Here is a 21,261-nt window from a genome sequence, read left to right as displayed (position 1 = left end):
ACAACAATAGATACCTTTTGTTGTATTGATGAATTCGAGTTTTCCAGTCTTCAGATAGATACAAGTCCAGCTTAAATTATAATCCCTGTAAAAGATATCATTTGATGAAATCGGGATACCAAATCGATATTGTTAAATTTAATCACACCTATGACAACATTATCAATTGTTTTAGAGTATATTGATAGAGGTGGTAATATTATTAAAAAAATATTAAAATTGGTTGGAATTGTTGGTGTATTACTAATAGCAAGTATGTTTTTGGCTGCTTTTGTGTTCGGGCTAGGGTCTGATGATACTAGCACAAATAATGCTGATGTTCAAAATACAGTAACACCTGCTGATGTTGAAGATTCTACACCAGAACCTGAAGAATCAGTATCTAATGCGATACATTCAGGAACATATAAGGTCGGGTCCGACATTCAGCCGGGTTTGTACAAAGTTATAGTAAAGAAGTCTTTTCTGAACATGGCTTATATTGACAGGTCAAGGGATGCTAGTATGGAGTTAGACTCCATTATTGCAAATGGTATCATAAAAAATTCGGGCTATGTAAGAATAAAAGCTAGTGATGCTTATGTTAAGATTCAAGGTGCGACACTTTATCCTGAAGACACCATAGAAACGAATATCAGAGATACGTTTGAAGATGGCATATACCTTGTAGGGGTTGACATAGCACCTGGAACTTACAAGGTTGAAGTTACTGACACTACTATGGATATGGGATATGTAGAAAGACAATCAGACGTATCTATGGAACTGGATGATGTAATTGCAAATGAAATTTTCCAAAATCAAGGATATGTGGAAATCAAGAGCACTGACTTTTCAGTAAAAGTGCAGGGGGCTACACTTACCAAAGCATGATGTGAATGGCGTAAAGCCATTTTTTACTTTCTTTTTTGATTTAGTACTTAATAATATGGATAGTTCACGCTTATAATGAATAGAGTTCATAAAAACTGCTACAAACCCATTGCCTTGGAGATACAAGATGTCTGACAAAGAACAGAAACCTATTGCATTAGACAATAACTATAAGATTAGAGATAACCAATTTTGGTATAATAATTGCAGCTTCCGTCCTCTTATTGAAGGTAAATCAGCTATTAAGGTGGACATTGAAGGACTTGGCGAACAAACGTTCTATCACTCAGAGCAGGGTGGAAATCCTGATATAACCTTGTCATACACAATACCAAGCAAGAGCCAAAAATGGTGGGAAAAGAATAAGGGTAAATTTGTTACAGTGAAATTGCTCGCTGTGATAGATTAAAGTTTTCCATACACAGGCATTGATTTTCATTGTTGAATGAATACTGTCAGCTTCTTGGATGGATAGTGAAGGGAATATTATCCCATACACTCATGTCCCTAGTAGCGCAAGCGAGCACGATTGTCAGGTAAGCCATGTCCTATGATGTCGATTCCTGTATCATCTATCTTCACGATATGGAACATACAACGCCTCAGTAAGGCTTCACTTATTGGTTTTTTATGTGCATGCCCCCTTCGTATCTCGGAATTTGACTTACTGCTCATTATCTCGATTGAGTCAGGAGTGACAGTGCCATCAGATGAAGTATACCTCTTGAACTTGATTTTATGGGGTGCGACTTCACCCCATAGCGAAAAGAAGCGGCTGTCTAAATAAACGCCTTTCGAGTAGTATGCATGAGCCAATTGCTTGCGTTTTTTAATCCGTCGTGCTTCTGATTTCGCTTTCTCTGGGTCAGTGGTCTTGGTCTGTTGTTGGACACGTTCAGGTTGCTGTTGTGATTGTTGTTGTGGTACTGTAGATTGCGATTGCGTTGTTTTTTGTAGATGGTGGATGTACTTTTCCAGCTTCGTGATATATTGGTCCTTCTTCTGAAGCTCTTCCATGACCTTGCTGTCATTCACTGAGCTTGTGGGTGATGATATCACACCACCTGAACCACTGGATATAGTACCGCCTGATTTCCGGGATACAGCTTCATCTACCGCTGCTTTGAAGCTCTCTTCATTCTCAAGGATTGCGGATACCTTCGATGCTATCGATTCTCTGCGTTTGATGATAGAAAGATAAGGATTCTGAGCGTGTACGACTCCTTTCTTATTGAGGCTATAGCTTCGGGTTTCAGAATTTCTCGATAAGTAGCCCCTGCGTTTGAGGACGTATAATTCAGCGTGCAGATTGTGCTTGTCATAATTGTTTGGAAGATTGATGACTGAATTAATCTGCTCCGATGTTTTCGGACCATCAATTAGACACTGCAATATCAATCCTTTCAACTGGCAATCATTGAATTTCTTCATCTGAACCCTCTTAATCAACAGCATAGGTGTTGAGTGGTTTCAAATTGTCTTGAAATGGATAAATATGTTTGCTTTGCATCAAGTCCACTGCTATCCCTTTGCGGTCATCAAGTATTGCAGAATAGGACAGGTGGAAAGTGGTGAACGTTGTCAGGATGGGGAAATGTCACTGATGGAATGGTCAGGATATCAGGTCATGGATGGCTTCAGGGACCCGTCCAAATTCGTCCATAGCAAGCATTTCAGGACTGTCCCCGAGTCATAACACCTCTTGAAAGAAAATAAGGGCTTAAAATCGATGTATAATATTATCGAGATACCTTGGAGGCTTGATTCACGGATTCTATGCAGATTCGTCCCGTTTTGGTCATGGAATAGGTATCCTCTTCACGTCTCACATATCCAAGTCTGATGAAATGCTCAATGATATAGGGGATTGCTGTATCATGGTCAAGTTCAGCACGGAGTTCCTCAAGGGTCATACCGTCCCGGTCCAACATGATGCTTAATACACGTTCTTCTATGGGTCGGGTCATTGTGTCACCATCAGATATGCCGGACCTGCTTCGATATCAAATACAACGGTCCCTTCTCGGATGAAACCCTGAAGATGGTCCCGGATTGTGAAATAATCGTGTTCTCGTGTCATGAGTCTGATGTCATCAAGGGTCAACGGTCCACTCTGTAATTTCCGTCTAAGTTGTGCTTCCAGTGCCACAGGTACTTTCACTTTTTCAGGTTCGACTTTCACAGGTGTTGGCACTTTCCGAACTGTTACATTGACCTTGACGGTCTTCTTAGTACCATCAGCACCTTTTCCATAATTTGAGAATATCTTCTGTTTCTTTTCAACACCCTCACGAATGCCTTTTCCACTGTCCAGTGCATGTGCTCTGGCACGGTCAGTATCGGAAAGGGAATACAACCACGGTACAGATGTTCTGTCGATGGTCAGGAATCCACGCTGTTCTAATCTTGTTAGACCGCCTCGGAATCTCGAAAAATCCGGGTGAGATGAAATTGCAAAGAGAGCTTCTACCGTCATCGATTTCTCAAGTAGTGCCGGAAGGACCACGTCCTTAATGGGATAGAACACCCTACGGTTTGCTTCTTTTTCTGCTTTCCGTTGTTGCAGTGCTTCCCATTCATCAAGCCATTCGATACCACTATCGGTGATGGAATATTGTGCCGGTTTACCCTCGGACACAATGCAGCAGCTCTTCCGACTAGCATATATTATATTACGGAAAATCCGAATATCATAATGCCCAGTGATTGTGAAAAGGTCTTCTATGGATGCAGGACCATGTTCTTCAAGGTGTGACAGGACTACTGCCTTGTACTGTGCCATATCAGTCACCTTCCAGTGATTCAAGGTATTCGACACCCTTCTGAGTGATTTCATAGGTTCCATCATCATAAGTCACCATTTTGGACTTAGTGTAGCTGTTCATAGCGATTTTCACCCCTATGATGCTTGGACGTTTCGAAAAAAGAAAGAGTTGATTGAGAGTTAGTGGACCATTGTCTGCAAGGTGCTTGAGCATAGAATCATAGAATTTTGACATAATAGAAAGTTATTATAAGATAATAAAAACATTTTTACCACATCATGCCGGGATTGAAAGAGCTTCATGTTCACCCTTCAGGGTCAACGTGAAAAGGCGAGGGGTATGTGTCCGGTCCACGTTAAGGTGTCCTAGAATCACAAGGCGGTGAAGAGCCGAGTGGAACCCTTGATATGAGTGATGATTAGATTCCCGGTATAACTCTGATGCCGTTTGTGGTTGGTGAGAGAAAAGAGATTGCAAGACTTGGGTTTTCACTTTCTGGGTCATTGTTATCACATATGGTTATAGTTCACGGTATTCGATAATTGAGGTCGGCACAGGTTGACAATGGACCTGTGCCAGTGGGGGTCGGACGACATGAAAAGCTCGAAGATGTCGTCCTTGGCGGCAAGGTTAGACCGCCCGTTGGTGTTGATGCCAAAATGAGATTGATTCTCATCCATAAAAACATTCCCTCGATAGTGAAATTACGAATACCACTAAGGGATTGAAAGCAACATGGCTGAACGTGTTTGCGATTCTGAGAAGGTGCTCTTTCCCGGCGCCATTATCAAACGGCGTTCCGGTGATTTCAGGTCCATTGCATGCACTCGGCATGAGTGACAATCATGTCCACTGTTACGCATTTCAGTGGTAGTGGGATGTGGTTTCCAATGGCGCTACAGGTACTCGCTCGGGCTTCCGCTCAAGCTGTCACGGTTTCAAAAAGTGCTATACGTTGAAGGTGTTTTTGAGTCCCTGCAAGGTATCTGGGTTTTAAGAACAGGCTGATTGATAGATGGGTGGATTATCTTCTTCGTATCAGGGTTTCAGGTGTGTTTCAGGACTGAATACAGTATTGCTTTTGATACATGGTTTATTATCCATAATTTGCCTGTGTACACTCCCGTCACAATGAGTTCTCAGGTTCAGTAGTGTCATACCATCTGTGAAGCTCGTCAAGTGCTTAAACCTGCTCTAAAACGGACTTCAATCTTAACCCAAGATTATTACCTATATTTCCACTGGAACCAAGATTTTAATTTTCGTTATGCAGAGACTCGAAACCCAAGTTTTCACCAAGAAAAAAAACTCTGTTTATTCGATAGCATTATCATTGTTTGACGAAAAACCCCAAGAAAATTTTACAAAAAAAAAGTGTACTCCAGTATAGGGAAATTTTTTTCTGAAAAAAAAATCCCTATATAAAATAAGGTTTTTGAACATATGTTTTTTCTTTGGGTTTTCAAGCAAAAGTGGAACAGGATAACGAAAAAGCCGAGTTTTTTTTCTTGGTAAAAAATAGTAAAAACTTGGGTGAGCCTTCAAGGGGTCTTGAAATTTCACCAAAAGTAAAATCTTGGGTGGGGTCAGTTCACAGGTGGTAATGCTATCTTAGGTGGAGAAGGTGTTCTTGGGAATGATGGTGTGAATGATGAACCAGAATTTCCCTGTTCACCCTTGATTCTGATACCTACCCAGCAGACCTTGCCATTATTAACACTATCCCATAACTGCTTGAACTCCCATCCATAGAGCTTCTTAAACCTTTTCTTGAGTTCTGGACCGCTCTTTACACCTGCAATGTCGTTTTCTGAACACCATTGCTTGTAGCAGTCGTACACGTCTTTGACAGTGCTTGACCTACCACCTTCATCATCCTCTTCAAGACGGTCCATGACGAATGCTCTTACATGGTCAGCACGTATTAAGTATATCTTCTTGGTCTCCTGTAAATCTTTCTCATTGGCATATTCGCCACGCTCCAGCAAGTTGTGAAGGTGTTTGATGAGCAGTTGTGCAAAACCTTCCATCTCTTCATCAGTGGATATCTCATTGAACAGGTTCTTGTTATCGCTCTGACCTTCGAAACGCTGCTTGAACTCAACTAAGAGCCAGCGGTCATAGTAAGCATCATTGTTCTCAAAGTGCGCCCAAGGAGCCTGATTAGCCATGAACATCATCCTGATGGTTGGTCTGAAAAGATATCCGGGCATGTACTTGGCTTCACCCTTGATGAAACCGTCATTACCAACAATGGTCTTGTAAGCCTTGCTGTCATCAAGTGGTTCTGATGGAAGGTCAGGCATGATGTTAAGCATCTTCCAACATGTGTTATGTGCAGCGAACTTATCCTTCTCCAAGTCCTGTATGGCTTCCATGCTGAACTGACCTTCAAAGAGCTTCATGACAAGTTTGAAAAATTGGGTTTTACCGTTCTTACCATTTCCAAGACCCATGAAGGCTTTACGCATGTTGTTCTCATTAATCATACCATATCCAGTGAACTCAAGAGTACCATCCCGGTCAACATCTTTAGGTAGGATTTCTGACATGAACTTCTCTATCTTTGGACACTTAGCATCAGGGTCATAGTCCACGTTAAGTTGCATGGTGCTCAGGTGCTCAGGTGTGTGTTTATGGAATGTACGTGTTTCAACTTCATAGAGACCATTTTTGAAGTTGATTATCCTGCATGGTAGATTGAAGTGCTTACGTTCAATCAGGGTCTCATGCTTGATGTAGTTCAGTACTTCCCTCTGATACTTCTCAGTGCTCTCATTCAGAAGCTCTCTCTGGACAAGTAGTCGGATAAGATTTTCGCCACCATGCCTGTACTTTCCATCTTCGTAGTATAAGACCTCATGTGTGTCATCAAGTGTCAGGAAAGTGTACTCTTTCATCAATGATGTTGCAAGGTTGTGTACGAATATCCCATACGCACGACCCATCTCATCGACCTTAAGGAATGATGATGTCCTGTTCTTGAGTTCCTGTATACGCAAGTTTTCAAGACACTGGTACGCTTCATGGTGAGCCTTGAAGTCAGGCTCATCCTTGAACTTGAGGACGGCTTCATTAAGCAGGTTATTTACATCGTTTTTCTTGATTGCTTTGCCGGTGTCATGTTCAATCTGGTTGATGAACTCCTTTTTGAACCTGTGGTCAGCCTTCAGGATGATATCATAATCGAAGTCCCTGTCAGTGACTACAACCTGTTTGTACAGAGCCTTCACGGTTATCTTGTACATTCCACCCTTAAGCACTTCCTTAAAGGTGAATGACAGGTCAGAGTTGGATGTCTCATAGGTCTTTTCAACAAGGGCTGAATTAAGCTCTGCAAAATCAGTGATTGCGTTGTTCTGTTCTGCGGTATCCTCGGAAGGTGTACCGGAATCTATTTTAATACTGATGTCTTTGTTCATTTAAATCACGTTAACTTTTTCTTGGGGCTGACTTGGACCTCAGCCCTGATGTAATATTTTCAATTACTGTAATACACAGAAATCATCATCATGCTCTGAGAATACATTCTGTTCCTGCGTGTCGTCCACTATTCCGAACTGAACGTCTGAACCCTTAATGTGGTCCCTGAGCACCTTCTTGATGTACGTAGAACGGCTCTGATAGCCTCTGAGAACGTCAATATAAGGCAGTAGCTCAGGGTCCAGTGTCAGGATGATTTCGTTTTTGTCGGGCATGTATCAGCCTCTCAGAGCGAAGCTTGTGCCTGTTCTCGCATCATCTCATAGTGCAGAAGTTATTTCTGCATCGGAGAATACATTTTCATGCACTGTGACTTTGGTCTGTTTTTCAGTGCTGTCAAGTCCAAAGTGCACACGGAGAACGGAATCAATGTAACCGCTTCGACTCATATCGAATTCAGCACGTCTTGACTCCATTTCTTCGAACAAATCTTCCTGAAATGATACTGACTTCTTTTCTACTGTCATGATTTTCACTCCGTATTTGGTACTACTACACGCTAAAACAATATAAATTGTCTGACAATTAAACTTTAGGTAACAAAAAAACCAATATCAACATACCACTTAATTTTCGGCACTGTCATTGCATATAGCAAAAATCGCAATCTGTAACTAAACAAGTTTACTTGTTATTATAGCACTGTTTAAATGTTTGCGTAGCACATGGCGGAGTGGGTGAAGGTTTGCGATGAGAGAACAGGTGTGATAGGGGGGTGGTGGAAAAAAGAAAGGTTGGAGGGGATGATGGTCAATCATATCCTATTGGAACATTGTACTCAGCCGGTCCTCTAATTCCATTTCGTGATTTTTGCATAGACGGAAGTTGAACCCACAAGAAGGACATTGCACCTTGACATGGTCCGGCTTTTTAGAGAAGACCTTATCGTACGCCTTTTTCCGCTCATTAACAGCAAACTGAAGATACACAGCAGTAGTACCCAAATCAGAGTGACCAAGCTGCTGTTGTAAAGTACGAATATCCATACCATGCTGAATGCAATAGACGGCGTGTCCATGCCTGAACTTATGTGCAGTCAACCAGTGCAGTTCAGTGATATCACGGAGTTTATTTACCAGTGTCTTAGCACCATTTTCATTCAGACTAATAATTTTATCATTCGGTCTCAATGAATACCTTTCAATGTGCTCCCGGAGCATCTCAAGTGTCTCAGAATCAATGATGACAGTCCTTGCTTTGAGTTCATCAGACTTGACATTCTTACCGTATACAGCGATAATCCTGTCGTTAAAGACAATATCTTTGACACGTATTCCATGATGGGCTTTTTGCACATATGATGTCAGAGATTTGCAGCCAGCTTCAATACAGACCTTATCGTCCCTTTGTGCAGCCCACTTGGGACAGTTACCCTTCCTTTTCTTGAAACCGGGGAAAAGACATTGTGTGTACACTCTCCTATTACTACCCACGACCTCAGATATACGAGCACCTGTAAAGAATAACATCCTTACAAACAAAGAGTATTCACCCTTTCTTGCTTTCTTCCTAATAGCACGTACTTCATACTCTTTTGCAGTCTTTTCCAGCTTAAGGAAGTCCTCATAACTGACAAATGTACTGAGATTTTTCATTGCTTCCGATACCATTATATACACCTCTATTAAATAAGAGGTACCTAATAAGCTAAATAGAGTCTAAACTACCTTTAATCAGCAAAATAAGCCTTATTACACCGTAATATCCCCGGTCATCGGTGTAATCCTGATGGTCGCAATCACTGTAATCCTTGCTGCAGTTATCGCTGCATTCGTATTCGGCATGGGTCCGCCTGAACAGGCACCACAGGCAAGTATCAGAGCATCAGCAGCAGACGTCTCAAGTACTGATGTCGTAAAGCTTGAGCATCAGGGCGGAGATCAGATAGTATTTTCCAGCACTACAACAAGAGTTACAGTTTCAGGTAATGCAACTACAGAAGGATCTGCATTGTTTACAGACTTATCTGTAGAGGATGCTAAGTTCGACGCTGGAGATTCACTGTACGTTTACTATGAAGACGCAACTGGTCAGGTACTCGTCGATAATAGTAATATGACACAGACAGATAACACACCTATTGCCGTATCTGGCGAAACAATCAATGTAAAGATAATTGATATTGCAAGCCAGCAGATGATTGGCGATATGGACGTTAGATTCTAATTTCAAACTTAAATGACGCTTTTGGCGTCATTCTTTTTTTCTTTTCCAATCATGACTTTTCAGATAAACTTATATACGATACAGAACCACACATTCTTATAAGTAATTATATTCAGGGTGTGGTATATTGGATTATGAAGTTTTATTAAAGAATTCATGGAATGTTGTAAAAGATAATCTTGTAACATTTATTGTTGGTTTATTGATAACCGTTTTTGGTTCAATATTTATAGTTACCATTGCACCTCTAGCCTATGGATTTACATCCATGACTGTAAAGGGAGCAAGAGGAGAGCAAATAGAGATCAGCGATGTCTTTGTAGGGTTCAACAAGGATGATTTCATCAGAAGCTGGGTGTATATGCTGATCTACATGGTCATCGCCGGAATACTTGGACAGATAGCATCCATACTCTCAACAATAGTAGGAATATTGTTCATGTTTGCGTTGCCCCTGCTTGTAATAAAGGGATACGGCGGTATTGAGGCAATAACAGAGAGCATTGAAATTATCAAGGCCAAGCCTGTTGAAAGTATAATAGTATATGTGATAATGCTTGTCCTTTTCATGATAGGGGCATTACTGCTGGGAATCGGTATGCTAGTGACAGCACCTATTGCCACAGTACTTCTCGCGTATGCAACACTCGAACTTGCAGAATAAAACAGAGCAAATATCAAAGCTGTAAACATTTGTTTGCAGCTCTCTTTTTTAATTAGAAAACGTTGAATAATTCCAGTGACCAAAATAACAGAAATGCCGTGATATTTAAACATTTCAATATCACTGCCCCTACCTTTTTTATAGAAACTGTTATATAATATAGGGGACCACTACTTTTGTAATTAATTATTTCAAAGAGATATATTAAACAATTATAGTCTGGATGTGGTGTGTTGGATTATGAATTTTTATACTACTTGAAGACATTAAAGGTAAACAAGTGGCATTCATTGTTGGTTTTATTAACCATATTTGGTTTTATATCCATACTTCCATCGCACCGTTTGTATCTAAGACAAGAGTATAAATATAGATATTTATAGGAGAGTCATTATGAGCGAAACAAAATTAGGTGTCAGTGAAAATATAGCTGGATTATTAGCCTATTTACTTGGCTGGATTTCCGGCATAATTCTATTGATCATTGAGAAAGACAACAAATTCGTACGTTTCCATGCAGCCCAGTCTACTGTTTTGTATGTAGGTTTGTTTGTTTTGAACTTTATTATAGGATTCCTTACTTCCATAGACTATATTGGATTTATCTTTGCGTTAATATCATTGCTTATAACCTTAGTTTCATTAGTACTATGGTTTTTCCTTATGTACAAAGCCTATAAAGGTGAAATGTACAGGCTCCCAGTAATTGCAGAGTATGCTGACCAACTGGAGCAGAAATTCTAAGACCAATATTTGGCCTGGACAAAATCATAAAATGTTTGCGGAGTAATCTGACCTCAAACATTCTTATATTTTTTTGTTTTATTATAAGGAGAGATATTATGAGCGAAACAAAATTAGGTGTCGATGAAAACATAGCAGGAGTAATAGCCTATGCACTGGGTTTCATTACTGGCATACTTTTGTTGGTTATTGAAAAGGAAAACAAATTTGTACGCTTCCATGCAGCACAGTCCACTGTAGTGTTTGGTGGGCTTTTCGTATTGAGTATTATTATGGGGTTCATACCAATTATTGGATGGTTAATATTATTGTTTTTGCCCCTTATTGGATTTGTACTCTGGCTTTACCTGATATTCATGGCCTACAAAGGTAACATGTACAGACTACCAGTTCTTGCAGACTTTGCAGACAAACTTGAAGCAATGTTCTAAACAATTATTCCACTTTAAGAAAAGAATGAAATGTTTGCAGGCCTACCCGGCCCCAAGCATTTATTTTTACTTTTTTCAGGTCAACATTATATCCCGTAGATCTCAGAGCCTTTTTTGACCTTCTCAATATCCCTTTCGATAACTGAAAGCCTGTTCTTGTCAACTTTTATACCTGCAAGACTTTCAATGAACCAGATAGATTTAACGTGGTCATCCGGTGTGAGTTTCCAGTCTGGCTTTTCCATATAGAAATCAATACCGTCAGCATATTGCAACAGTTCCATCCTTATCTTATCAGTTATCCAGCCAAGCTCCTCATAATAAGAGAGTATCTCCGGAAGATTATTGCGACCTACAAGCTCCATCAAAAACTCGAGCCATTCCATGCAGAGTTTCATATTACCGGAATTCTTGACAATATTGGAAAGGTGTACATTCTGTCCAAAACCTTTGTAACTTCTGGCACCCACTTTCTGCAATTCACTTTCCACGTACTCAGTTACAGAATCTATTTTTTTGATCATAGCAGCATTTTTCGTCTCTGATTCCTGTTTAAAGTCAGAAAATGCAGAAGAGGTCTTGCCAAGATTGTCAAGCATAGCAGATATGGATCTTGAAAACTCCATAGAAGTTGATTTGGAACCTTCCTGGGTTTTCTCAATTGAACTTATCTTTGATCCTATTTCATCAAGTTTTGCTGAAATAACATCGATACGTGAAAAATTAGATTCGTTTTCTTGGAAGGATTCATGCAACTGTGCAAGAAGTGCAGTATAAGAATTCACAAGTTCTGAAACATTGTCCTCTATCCGAGACAAGTCAGACTTAATGGAAACATTGTCTGATTGCAAAAAAGAAAGATTTGATTCAAAATTACCAATCCTTCCTCCCACTGAACTTATCTTTTCTTCAAGGCCATCAAATTTAGCATTATTTAAGGAAGTGGACTCTTCATTCGATATTACAAAAGAAGAGAATGCCTGTTCCATTTCTGAAACTTTGCCGGAGAAACTTATAACTTCCTCCTTAACAAAACTAAACTGCATATCAATACTTGTAAGATCATCCTTAAAGTTAATAATATCGTTCTCAAGAATGTTGAATCTTTTATCTGAACTTTCCTTCATAGCTTTTAACTCTAAAGAAAGTACCGGTGATACAGCAGAACCTTCTGCAGCATTGGCATGAGTTTCTTTTTCAAATGAAAATACTGTTTTTTCAATAACGTTTATCTCTGAGTCCAGGATTTCCGGCAAAGCAACGTCCACATCATCAACAATATCCTGATCCCCTTCCCCACCAATTGGTGTGATCCCTACAATATCAGAATCAAAAAGTGATAAAACATCATTTTCATCTGAAATGGAATCCGGTTCTAAAAAATCAGTCTCATTTTCATCAAACGGATTTATAGCTTCCAATATTGGATTCTCTATAGATGTTACTTTCCTTATGTCGCCTGCATCTGAGGACCCGGTAATTGATTCAAAAGGATTAGACTGTAAAGGAGGTTCTGTTTCATTTGGACCTTCTTGTAATGGAGAGAACGGATTGATTGAAGGTTGGTCAAGTGGGGATGTAGACTCGCTGTCAAATGGTGAAGAAATTGTTGATACTGTATTAGCAGAACTTACATCATCCCGTGTAGAATAACTCATATCCTCCATTCTATCAATCAAGCTTTTTCCCTTTGTTAGGTTCCTTAAAAAATCTATGGCTACAACAGATATCCCTTCAATATTCTTTTTTAATGAATCCAAATTAATGTTGACCTTTGAACCTTCTGATTTTGAACCGTTTTTAACGGAGGAGCTTTCCATACCCACAGGTGCCTGAGTAAAAGGATTAACACTAGCATAAGAAGGTTCAGAGAATGGAGAAGCAGCACTGGAACCAGGGGAGGCGAATGGATTTACACTACCAGAAGGAGGTTCATTAAATGGAGGAGCAGCACTGGAACTAGGGGAGGCGAATGGATTTACACTACCAGAAGGAGGTTCATTAAATGGAGGAGCAACACTGGAATTGGGTGAAGCGAATGGATTTACACTATCAGATGAAGGTTCACCAAATGGAGGCATCTCTGGAGCCGGGCGCCCTTCAACCAGGAATTCATTTGATGGGAAAGACATGGATTCGCTTTCTTGAATTGGAAATGGAACTACAACATCAGCACCATTGACCGCATCATCCAATTGGATCAAAGGTTCAAATAAAGGAGGAGGAGAACGCTTCTTAGCAGGTGCATCTAAAGCACCTATAGCATTAGCTCCAGCATTGTCAGATGATAAAGGATCAAAAAGAGGTTTTGGAACAAATGCATTTTCTTCTTTTTGAACCGAAGAGTTAGGGATATTAGAATTGCTCATGAAAGGTGGAAGGATACCTTGTGAAAGAGAATTACCTGAATTTAATTCAGGTTCTTTATTGCTGCTCCCACCCATAAGGGACAAATCAGGTAAATCCCCAAATGATGGGACACCCAGATTAGGCATCTGAACATCTTTTGCATCTGGCGTAGAATCTGAAAGCTCTATTGTAGCCTCTTCCATCGGTATATCTGCAAATGCATTTGCCAATATATCAGGAATTGGAGGATGGAAACTTTTAGTTGTGCCAGGGGCAGAACCATCAGATATCTTAGCCTCTTCACCTGCCGATGACATAATATCTGCTACTTTTTTATTTTCCCATGGAAGCTCGCTCATAAAAACCAACTATTGATCCAAAATGATTATTATAAATCCAAGAATATTATATGCTCGAGATTTATATAAGAGTTACCATCAACAACAAAAAGTAGTAAGGATATAAACACAATTATAGAAATAATTAAAAGAGTTTAGGCGCACGGGAATAATTGAGGGAATGGACGAGAGATAAAGGATGAAATTTGTGCTAAAAATTCATTTGCTGTGAGTTTGTGCGGCTAATTGTGCATTGTTGATAAACACATATAAAGCTTTTGCACAACAGTCTAAAGACAACCACATCAGGCCATCATAATGAAATCGATATCAATACTAATGGTATTGAAGAAAAAATAGAGTGATATATAATTTTTGACATTTATAAATGTGCAAACCCATGCACAATAAATAATTAAAAATGAAAGTTAAAAGTCAGGATACATTATCCTGGCACTTTCAACAGATTTCCTAACAAGAACATCAATGTCAATCTTTGATTCTTCTGCAAGCATGGAATCAAAAGCAGCTTTAACTTCAGGATGTACTGGTACAGCACCACATCCACCGGTCTCACGGATGGAAATATCATAAGTACCTATCTTTCTTGCAATATTGATAATCTCATTCTTATCAAAACCTATAACCGGATGGTACAGTGGGACACAAAGCCCATACAATTCAGCATACATGTTAGCAGTAGTCTGGGAAGCCACCTGACCAAGAGATGAACCGGTAATTATACCTGAAGCACCTTCTTTTTTCATAACCTCAGCAGCTACCCGGTACATAGTTCTTTTACACAAAAGACATGTCTTGTTTCTGGAACATTTATCTATAAAGGCACCAAGACTCTCCCCGTGCGAAACTTCATATATCTTTAAAGGACGACCCGGGCACCATTCCTGAAGGGCTTTAATAGAATCCATTGTACGTTTAGGGGCACGATCATCATTGTAAGGGAAATTATTACAATAAACAGATATCACCTCAACTCCCCTCTTCATCATAAGCCATGTGGCAACTGGGGAATCAATCCCACCTGACACAAGGGAGATCATCTTGCCCTGAGTTCCCAGGGGAAGTCCACCTACACCTTCTACCGCTTCTGTGAAAACATATGATTTGCTCTGACGCATTTCTACAAATATTTCCCTGTCCGGATTTGTCAGGTCCACAGAAGGTGTAATACCTTTAGATTCAAGCATTGTCCAGACTGAATCACCACACTTCATACCAATATCACGTGAAGAAAAACTATGGTTACCAGTACGTCTGGCCCTGATAGCAAATGACTGACCTTCAGTAATAAACCCATCAGCAAGCTTTGCGCACAATGATCCTGCTGCCTCGATGGTAGCATCAGTCACCTGTGCAAAAGAAGTAGATACAACCCCAAAAACGTCTGCCGCTGCTTTTGCAGCCCTGAAATCATCAGTTTCAATAAATATTCTCCCCCATTCACGGTTTATACGGGAATAAGGCACACCACGGTGTTCCAGCATGGAGGAGATATTTTTCACCAGGGTTCTTTCATACAAGTTACGAACACCTGTGCTCTTCAAAGCAAGTTCACCATATCTTACAATAATTACGTTTTCCATCAATTAGAAATCAGTAATAGAACTATTAAAGTTAATCGGAAGAGGCAAAACAAACATAACGGCTACAGTATAATTATTCCACTACAGTGAGCCAGAATACTTAGAAGAACAAGAAAACCATGAAACCTGAATATCCGTGATTTGGTCAAAGACACATCTCACTCAGTTCGATGCAGCACATGTGAATCTGGATAAAGGACTTCTTCTCTTCAACGACATAAAAACAAGAATACATAAGATATTAAAAATAGGAAGCAGTGAAAATAAGATTAAAAAAATTCAATTAAATCAACGCTTGATAGTGAAATCCGAAAAATTACCCGTTGGATCGGACCACTCAATATTCACTTCCTGAACGTTTGCCATAGTCGGACCTATATGCAAATAATCAATGAGTTGCTGAACAGAAGCCCTTCTCCCTTCAGCGAAAACTTTAACCATCCCACCAGGCAGGTTCTGCGCAAATCCGGTCAGACCCAGGTTACGGGCATTTTCCACTGTGAATTTGCGGAAATAGACACCCTGAACGCTTCCCCTTACAAGAATAGTTGCAGAGGAAAGCTCCTCTGCATTGGACATCTCGTTCTGCATATAGGTTAATTTGTCTGGCAGGCTTATAAGAATTTTGGCCTCACACTTAGCATTTTTGCAAGACTGAGACCTTTGTAAGGCATTCCTTCAATTTCGGAAGATATCTTCGAATTAAGTTCTTCAGGAGTCATCTCCACCTTTAATGGTTTCTTAGGTTCTGACTCTGCACGGATGGTTACATTGACAGTACCACTTTCAACTTCACTGTCACCGACAACCACAACATATGGAACCCATTCACGACCAGCTTCACGTATCTTTTTACCTACAGTATCTTCTCTGTCATCAATATCAACACGACAGTTAAGTTGTTCAGATACTTTTATGGCATATTCCAGGTGCTTGTCAGCTATTGGTATAACCCTTACCTGAGTAGGAGAGAGCCATAGCGGCAATATTGGAACTCCACCTTCTTCAGCCTTCATTGCCTCTTTCTCAAGGAGACCGTAGATACAGCGTTCAATTGCTCCACTTGGTGAGCAGTGAAGAATCACTGGCTTGTTTGCATTTCCATTGGAATCAATGTAGTTAATGTCGTACCGTTCAGCATTCTCTACATCTATCTGCACAGTTGAAAGAGCACTTGCCTTTGCAAGAGCATCAACGAAGTTGAACTCGAACTTAAGTACAAAGTAGAAGAAGCGAGTATCCCACATTTCAATAAGTACCGGCTTGTCCACAGTCTTTGCAAGGTTTGTGATGAAATCCTTGTTCTCATTATAGAAATCCCTGGTAAACCTGATGGCAACTTCAAAATCATCCAATTTAATGCCTATCTTATCCAGAACAGAAATACACATGTTATACTGATCTTCAAACTGTGATATTGCCTGCTCCATGTCAGCACACAGACTGTGCATATCAGGCATTGTGAAAGCCCTAAGACGCCTCAGACCAACAAGCTCTCCACGCTGCTCTTTCCTGAAGCTGTACCTGGTCATTTCAACCATCTTGAGTGGCAGGTTCTTATAAGAAATTGTCATATCGTGGTTCATAAGGAACTGGCCGAAACATGCCGCAAACCTCAGGAAAAGCTGCCTCTTGTCAGATTCAATAGAATACTGACGGGCAGGGAATCTATCAAGGTATTTCTTAAGGGTTGGGTGGTTCATGTCATACATAATAGGAGTCTCTACCTCCATTGCCCCGACCTTTGAGGATTCCTCAAGTACGTAATTCTCAAGGAGTGATTTCATAAGACGACCTTTTGGATAATAACGCATGTTACCGGAATCAGACCCCGGTTCATAGTCAGCTATTTCCAGTCTGCGCATGAGCTCAACATGTGGGGGTGCCTTTTCAACAGCTCTCTTTTTAGAGATCTCGTAATCCACGAATTTTCCAAGATTTTCGTGACCTGTGAAATCAAAACTGGCTGCATCATGCAAAGTACCATCAGGAGTCAGAACATGCCAGTAGGACTTGGCAGTGCTTTCAGCCTTGAGAGCTTCAGAAACCACTTCTTCCTTCATGGGTGCAATACATGCAGGCGGCTCTGAACCGGAGACGGACTCATCAGGCACTATGGAACGTGAGAGTTCGGAAAGAGGGTGCCCTTTACAGCTGATCTTAAAAGCCTTGTACCAGCCAAATGGTGCTCTTTTAACATTAAATTCACCGGACAGTGCTTCCTCAATTCCCTTCAGGACAGTAACACCGGCTTTTGGAGAAGACAGATCTGAACTTAAATGGGCATACGGATAGACCATTATATTTTCGGCCTTGACCTGTGAAGCTACACTTTTTATCTCTTCCACCGCTTTGGAAATAGCACCTTCAACATTAGACTCATCAATTTTTTCCACTGCAATAAATGCAGTAAGAGCTTCTTCAAGCCTTCCCTGTTTGAAGGAGTCTTCTATTTTTTCAGCAACAGGTGTGCTTTTTTTCACTTCATATTCAATATAATCAGAATGGATCAGTAATAATTGCATAAATTCACCTTAAAGATATCTGCTACCTAATTAGACCAATCCTTAATTAAGTTTTTTCAATTAACCAAAGCAAAACAGAGTTCAGGAATAGAAATAAAGTATTTTCATTCTGCAACCTCCTTGTCACAGAAAGAAGCATCCGTATGTGAACAAATTAGCCTGTCATCATCCGTGTGGACCCTGTATGCTGCAATTATAGCACCCAATACGATAGGAGCCAGGAAGAAACCTGCAAGACCACCTACAAATGCACCACCCAGAAATGCGAGGAGAATAAGGAAAGGATGTATCTGAGATTTGATACTTGCAAGATAAGGACGAAGGACAAGTTCTGGAGGAGCATAGATGACTATAGAGGCAACTACAAAGAACACAGCTGCACTTTCAAGTCCCTGGTCCAGATAACGGTATAAAGACATAATAAGAAGAACCATGTATCCGGCAAACATGGGGATAACAGATGCCACAAATATTAGGGCTGCTAGCGCAAGAACATGGCTGAAACCAAATGCATAGAAAACTATCAGAGAAAGAACACTGACTATCAATGCAGCAGAGGCATTCCCTACAAAAACACCTTGCAATATCACATCAAGATGCAATAAGAACCGCGTAAAAACGGACTTGTGTTTCTCAGGAACTAACCTCAATGTTGCTCGATAAAAACCATCTCCGTCTGCAAGTAAAAAGTAACACAGGAAAATTGCTAAAAGCAGGTTTATGCCAAACATCATAAGATTGCGGGCATATGATACTATCCCTATCTTGCTTAGAAGAGGGAAGAAGGATGTAGAAATATTCCATATCATCTGCTGTACATCATCACTATATTTCGCAGGTACGTCTATAGACCTTAAAAGGTCAAGAGCTGAATTGATGACATCTGCCTGATTCTCAATGACCCAGATGATCTGGCGAAGTATTTCAATCATTCCAGAACCTATTATGAAAACAACAGGAACAACTATACACATTGTTGCTACAAGGGCCCCTAATTTCCTGAACCTTTTAAGCTTCATGAAAATCGGGCGGGCAATGTAGGCAAAAACAAGGCCAAGAACCAGACCGTCTGCAAGCGGGAAAAGTATGTAGACGAATAATAAGAATAGAAGAAAAATACCAGCCAAGGAGGCTATCGCCCATTTTGCATTAATTATACGTGAAATTCCATCTCTTCCGGTTGTAACCATTTTTACCCTTCTGATATTCTTTTTCCTAGATATAATATATTAACCTATTAATAATTCACCATAAAAGATAAAATATTGGCTTCAAGAGAATTTCTTCGCATATTTTAGCACCACACATGAATCAGTGCATTTTCCACACCTGATACAGCTTTCATTTATGCGGACATGACCATCTTCAAGCACAATAGCATTTACAGGACATACTTTGAGGCATATGCCACAGCCCGTGCATTTATGAGCCTTTAATAACTGACGTGAAACTTCCCCGAAAACAGAATCAGCTGTTTCCCGGTTTTCAGAATTGACAACAATGCTACCGGTCGAAAATATTTTAATAGAGGATGAATCTGTCCTGACTATGAGAAGACCAAGCTCTTCTGAGAAAACCATCTCTCCAATGATATTCATGAAATCCATGGTTCTTTTCATTGAAAAACCCTGTATGGAAGCTTCAATACTATAGCCCCCTGCCTTGCATGGAGATATCCCAGAAGTTATGTTTACAGTGAATGATGAATCACTGGCGATTGCAGATGAAGATATTCCAAGATCATCGCAGAGTTTTAGCATCTTAGGAGGGAGTTCTTTCCACCTCCACAAACCATGCTCTATAAACTCATCTGACAGACCATTCTTTTTTGCCCATTGCATAAGGAACGATTCCCACTTGCTATGCAGCTCAGGATGCAGAACCTTCAAACGCTGGTATTCCGCTGAAAGAGCAGCAGGACACAAATAACATCCAACTCTCTCAAAACCAAGATCATAAAGCGGGTTATATTCAAGTTTTCTCCAATAGATATACAACCAGATCTCTATCGCTTTCCAGTCCTTGACAGGGAAAATATTAAGCTGACCCGGAACAAACGGATTTTTTTCACTTGTCGAGATATTTGCCCTTGAAAATGACTCGTATCTTCTTTTTCCGTCCACGGTTATACATGTGGGAGCCTCTGCAAGACACTCTTCTATGGCAGCATTTGCCGGAGCAAGCTTACATATCTTGCAGCACCAGCGAAAATCCTTCGCAGGAGGACCAAATGCATCTACATTGTCCCAGAAATCGGACACTGCCTTTTTTTCAATTAATTCAACGTTATTTTCTTTGCAATACTTATGAGCAAATTCCACGGTTTCAGGGAATTCAATACCAGTATTGAGGAAAAATGCCTGAACTTTCCTGTTCTTAAGCGCACTCAGAGTCAGATCAAGTACTACAAGACTATCCTTACCACCACTGAAAGACACATTCACCGGGAGATTTTTGTAGTCTTTCTGGTTAGCAATACCTTTTATCGTGTTGATTGCATTCTTACCAATAGTACGTATATGAGATACATTGGCAGCTATCACATCATCCATGGTGGAAACCTTCGGATTCAATGAGATCTGCCTGGAATCTATTTTCCTGACCCTTAGCATTGGACCATTTACAGAAGACGCATTCATTGAATCACAATATGCAATCCCAAAACCCACAAGGTTGCCAGACTTTACAAGAACAATATCACTTTCCCGAACATCAGAAGAAATTGATTCAACAATATCATAATTGACTTTTTTACCGTTAAGGTGTTTGGAAGTCTTTTTCAAGACTACGGTTTTCAGGTTAGTATGTTCCAGAAGAATCTGAGCACCGGAAACAGATGGCTCTAAAATATAGTCCATTTTTTGCATATCAAAACGAAGTATTCCAACAACCAGACTGTCAACTATGACCTCGTCAACCTTATCGTCCCCAGGAATCTTATTCAGCAGAATGACACGTTCTCCAAATGGATCACTTTCAAAAAGTGATATCAAGAGCTCATGAAGAACACCCCTTTCATAAGGGGAACAAAACCTCACATCTGCAGGTTGTGAAAGATCGAGCTTCCTTCCTTCTTCCTCACAGGTATTACAGCCTTTTTCCATAAGAGGAACATTACATTTAGTGCACCAGAAAATATAGTCCTTTTCGTTACTCGCATACCTCTGAACAGGTTTGTTATGAGGCGGGACTTTCCTCGACATATTGTTTTTAGAACTTTTATGTCTGGCAGAAGAAGCGTTCACACTTACTACATGTGAGTTACCGGATTTAGTGGAAAAATACCTGCCTTTTTTCATTGGTACCATTTAGCATGCAC

Annotated in this window: 21 protein-coding genes; 7 read left to right on the top strand and 14 right to left on the bottom strand. The window is 40.3% G+C overall.

Annotated features, from left to right (window positions below; translation table 11 throughout):
- Positions 1 to 150: 150 nt before the first annotated feature.
- On the top strand, positions 151 to 873 hold the full coding sequence (locus tag QZZ23_RS08520; protein ID WP_292468885.1) for a hypothetical protein: 723 nt from the start codon (positions 151 to 153) through the stop codon (positions 871 to 873).
- A 127-nt stretch (positions 874 to 1,000) separates the two neighbouring features.
- The gene (locus QZZ23_RS08515; RefSeq protein WP_292468883.1) at positions 1,001 to 1,282 is read left to right on the top strand and encodes a hypothetical protein; all 282 of its coding nucleotides are present in this window, start codon (positions 1,001 to 1,003) and stop codon (positions 1,280 to 1,282) included.
- A gap of 98 nt (positions 1,283 to 1,380) precedes the next feature.
- On the opposite strand, the gene QZZ23_RS08510 is transcribed toward QZZ23_RS08515, so the two are convergent.
- Complete coding sequence (locus QZZ23_RS08510; protein WP_292468881.1) at positions 1,381 to 2,304, bottom strand: hypothetical protein; 924 nt, start codon at positions 2,302 to 2,304, stop codon at positions 1,381 to 1,383.
- Between the two features lie 49 nt (positions 2,305 to 2,353).
- Here QZZ23_RS08510 and QZZ23_RS08505 point away from each other — a divergent pair, with 49 nt between their 5' ends.
- Positions 2,354 to 2,569, top strand: a complete 216-nt coding sequence (locus tag QZZ23_RS08505) for a hypothetical protein (RefSeq protein ID WP_292468879.1) — start codon at positions 2,354 to 2,356, stop codon at positions 2,567 to 2,569.
- Positions 2,570 to 2,612: 43 nt separating this feature from the next.
- On the opposite strand, the gene QZZ23_RS08500 is transcribed toward QZZ23_RS08505, so the two are convergent.
- The 7 genes from QZZ23_RS08500 to QZZ23_RS08470 form a co-directional block, all read right to left on the bottom strand.
- Positions 2,613 to 2,840: a helix-turn-helix domain-containing protein gene (locus QZZ23_RS08500; RefSeq protein WP_292468876.1), complete on the bottom strand. Its 228-nt coding sequence runs from the start codon at positions 2,838 to 2,840 to the stop codon at positions 2,613 to 2,615.
- The gene (locus QZZ23_RS08495; protein ID WP_292468874.1) at positions 2,837 to 3,655 is read right to left on the bottom strand and encodes a hypothetical protein; all 819 of its coding nucleotides are present in this window, start codon (positions 3,653 to 3,655) and stop codon (positions 2,837 to 2,839) included. The genes QZZ23_RS08500 and QZZ23_RS08495 overlap by 4 nt, the downstream gene beginning before the upstream one ends.
- Before the next feature lies 1 nt (position 3,656).
- Entirely contained in the window at positions 3,657 to 3,872 is a 216-nt protein-coding gene (locus QZZ23_RS08490) for a hypothetical protein (RefSeq protein ID WP_292468871.1), read from the bottom strand.
- Between the two features lie 1,352 nt (positions 3,873 to 5,224).
- Positions 5,225 to 7,060: a phage/plasmid primase, P4 family gene (locus QZZ23_RS08485; protein ID WP_292468868.1), complete on the bottom strand. Its 1,836-nt coding sequence runs from the start codon at positions 7,058 to 7,060 to the stop codon at positions 5,225 to 5,227.
- Positions 7,061 to 7,123: 63 nt separating this feature from the next.
- Positions 7,124 to 7,336, bottom strand: coding sequence for a hypothetical protein (locus tag QZZ23_RS08480; RefSeq protein WP_292468866.1), 213 nt, complete (start codon positions 7,334 to 7,336; stop codon positions 7,124 to 7,126).
- Positions 7,337 to 7,381: 45 nt separating this feature from the next.
- A complete protein-coding gene (locus tag QZZ23_RS08475) occupies positions 7,382 to 7,588 on the bottom strand; it encodes a hypothetical protein (protein WP_292468864.1) in 207 nt (68 codons plus the stop codon).
- A 294-nt stretch (positions 7,589 to 7,882) separates the two neighbouring features.
- A complete protein-coding gene (locus QZZ23_RS08470; RefSeq protein WP_292468862.1) occupies positions 7,883 to 8,731 on the bottom strand; it encodes a site-specific integrase in 849 nt (282 codons plus the stop codon).
- Between the two features lie 91 nt (positions 8,732 to 8,822).
- Between QZZ23_RS08470 and QZZ23_RS08465 the strand changes: the two genes are divergently transcribed.
- From QZZ23_RS08465 to QZZ23_RS08450, 4 genes are all read left to right on the top strand, one after another.
- The gene (locus QZZ23_RS08465; protein ID WP_292468989.1) at positions 8,823 to 9,287 is read left to right on the top strand and encodes a type IV pilin N-terminal domain-containing protein; all 465 of its coding nucleotides are present in this window, start codon (positions 8,823 to 8,825) and stop codon (positions 9,285 to 9,287) included.
- A 127-nt stretch (positions 9,288 to 9,414) separates the two neighbouring features.
- A complete protein-coding gene (locus QZZ23_RS08460) occupies positions 9,415 to 9,951 on the top strand; it encodes a hypothetical protein (RefSeq protein WP_292468859.1) in 537 nt (178 codons plus the stop codon).
- A 393-nt stretch (positions 9,952 to 10,344) separates the two neighbouring features.
- Positions 10,345 to 10,695, top strand: a complete 351-nt coding sequence (locus QZZ23_RS08455; RefSeq protein WP_292468856.1) for a DUF4870 domain-containing protein — start codon at positions 10,345 to 10,347, stop codon at positions 10,693 to 10,695.
- Between the two features lie 98 nt (positions 10,696 to 10,793).
- Positions 10,794 to 11,126, top strand: coding sequence for a DUF4870 domain-containing protein (locus QZZ23_RS08450; RefSeq protein WP_292468854.1), 333 nt, complete (start codon positions 10,794 to 10,796; stop codon positions 11,124 to 11,126).
- 86 nt (positions 11,127 to 11,212) lie between these two features.
- Here QZZ23_RS08450 and QZZ23_RS08445 read toward each other — a convergent pair whose 3' ends face one another.
- The 6 genes from QZZ23_RS08445 to QZZ23_RS08420 form a co-directional block, all read right to left on the bottom strand.
- Positions 11,213 to 13,834, bottom strand: coding sequence for a FlaD/FlaE family flagellar protein (locus tag QZZ23_RS08445; RefSeq protein WP_292468852.1), 2,622 nt, complete (start codon positions 13,832 to 13,834; stop codon positions 11,213 to 11,215).
- Positions 13,835 to 14,241: 407 nt separating this feature from the next.
- Positions 14,242 to 15,417, bottom strand: a complete 1,176-nt coding sequence (thiI, locus tag QZZ23_RS08440; RefSeq protein WP_292468850.1) for a tRNA uracil 4-sulfurtransferase ThiI — start codon at positions 15,415 to 15,417, stop codon at positions 14,242 to 14,244.
- A gap of 288 nt (positions 15,418 to 15,705) precedes the next feature.
- Positions 15,706 to 16,008 (bottom strand): acylphosphatase, encoded by a 303-nt coding sequence (locus tag QZZ23_RS08435; protein WP_292468847.1) that lies wholly within the window; start codon positions 16,006 to 16,008, stop codon positions 15,706 to 15,708.
- A gap of 23 nt (positions 16,009 to 16,031) precedes the next feature.
- Entirely contained in the window at positions 16,032 to 17,942 is a 1,911-nt protein-coding gene (locus QZZ23_RS08430) for a threonine--tRNA ligase (protein ID WP_292468844.1), read from the bottom strand.
- A 104-nt stretch (positions 17,943 to 18,046) separates the two neighbouring features.
- Positions 18,047 to 19,132 (bottom strand): AI-2E family transporter, encoded by a 1,086-nt coding sequence (locus QZZ23_RS08425; RefSeq protein WP_292468842.1) that lies wholly within the window; start codon positions 19,130 to 19,132, stop codon positions 18,047 to 18,049.
- Between the two features lie 81 nt (positions 19,133 to 19,213).
- Positions 19,214 to 21,250: a phosphoadenosine phosphosulfate reductase family protein gene (locus tag QZZ23_RS08420; protein WP_292468841.1), complete on the bottom strand. Its 2,037-nt coding sequence runs from the start codon at positions 21,248 to 21,250 to the stop codon at positions 19,214 to 19,216.
- Positions 21,251 to 21,261: the final 11 nt, after the last annotated feature.

This window comes from Methanolobus sp., assembly GCF_016278385.1.
GTDB lineage: Archaea > Halobacteriota > Methanosarcinia > Methanosarcinales > Methanosarcinaceae > Methanolobus.
The sequence above is the reverse complement of the archived record's forward strand: the minus strand, read 5'-3'. Positions and strand labels throughout refer to the sequence as shown.

Bases quoted from the DNA above. Each gene is read 5' to 3' on its own strand.
- QZZ23_RS08475 (WP_292468864.1), bottom strand. From the start codon at position 7,588: ATGACAGTAGAAAAGAAGTCAGTATCATTTCAGGAAGATTTGTTCGAA.
- QZZ23_RS08515 (WP_292468883.1), top strand. From the start codon at position 1,001: ATGTCTGACAAAGAACAGAAACCTATTGCATTAGACAATAACTATAAG.
- QZZ23_RS08500 (WP_292468876.1), bottom strand. From the start codon at position 2,840: ATGACCCGACCCATAGAAGAACGTGTATTAAGCATCATGTTGGACCGG.
- QZZ23_RS08495 (WP_292468874.1), bottom strand. From the start codon at position 3,655: ATGGCACAGTACAAGGCAGTAGTCCTGTCACACCTTGAAGAACATGGT.
- QZZ23_RS08420 (WP_292468841.1), bottom strand. From the start codon at position 21,250: ATGGTACCAATGAAAAAAGGCAGGTATTTTTCCACTAAATCCGGTAAC.
- QZZ23_RS08480 (WP_292468866.1), bottom strand. From the start codon at position 7,336: ATGCCCGACAAAAACGAAATCATCCTGACACTGGACCCTGAGCTACTG.
- QZZ23_RS08510 (WP_292468881.1), bottom strand. From the start codon at position 2,304: ATGAAGAAATTCAATGATTGCCAGTTGAAAGGATTGATATTGCAGTGT.
- QZZ23_RS08455 (WP_292468856.1), top strand. From the start codon at position 10,345: ATGAGCGAAACAAAATTAGGTGTCAGTGAAAATATAGCTGGATTATTA.
- QZZ23_RS08425 (WP_292468842.1), bottom strand. From the start codon at position 19,132: ATGGTTACAACCGGAAGAGATGGAATTTCACGTATAATTAATGCAAAA.
- QZZ23_RS08445 (WP_292468852.1), bottom strand. From the start codon at position 13,834: ATGAGCGAGCTTCCATGGGAAAATAAAAAAGTAGCAGATATTATGTCA.
- QZZ23_RS08485 (WP_292468868.1), bottom strand. From the start codon at position 7,060: ATGAACAAAGACATCAGTATTAAAATAGATTCCGGTACACCTTCCGAG.
- QZZ23_RS08520 (WP_292468885.1), top strand. From the start codon at position 151: ATGACAACATTATCAATTGTTTTAGAGTATATTGATAGAGGTGGTAAT.
- QZZ23_RS08430 (WP_292468844.1), bottom strand. From the start codon at position 17,942: ATGCAATTATTACTGATCCATTCTGATTATATTGAATATGAAGTGAAA.
- thiI (WP_292468850.1), bottom strand. From the start codon at position 15,417: ATGGAAAACGTAATTATTGTAAGATATGGTGAACTTGCTTTGAAGAGC.
- QZZ23_RS08470 (WP_292468862.1), bottom strand. From the start codon at position 8,731: ATGGTATCGGAAGCAATGAAAAATCTCAGTACATTTGTCAGTTATGAG.
- QZZ23_RS08450 (WP_292468854.1), top strand. From the start codon at position 10,794: ATGAGCGAAACAAAATTAGGTGTCGATGAAAACATAGCAGGAGTAATA.
- QZZ23_RS08435 (WP_292468847.1), bottom strand. From the start codon at position 16,008: ATGCAGAACGAGATGTCCAATGCAGAGGAGCTTTCCTCTGCAACTATT.
- QZZ23_RS08490 (WP_292468871.1), bottom strand. From the start codon at position 3,872: ATGTCAAAATTCTATGATTCTATGCTCAAGCACCTTGCAGACAATGGT.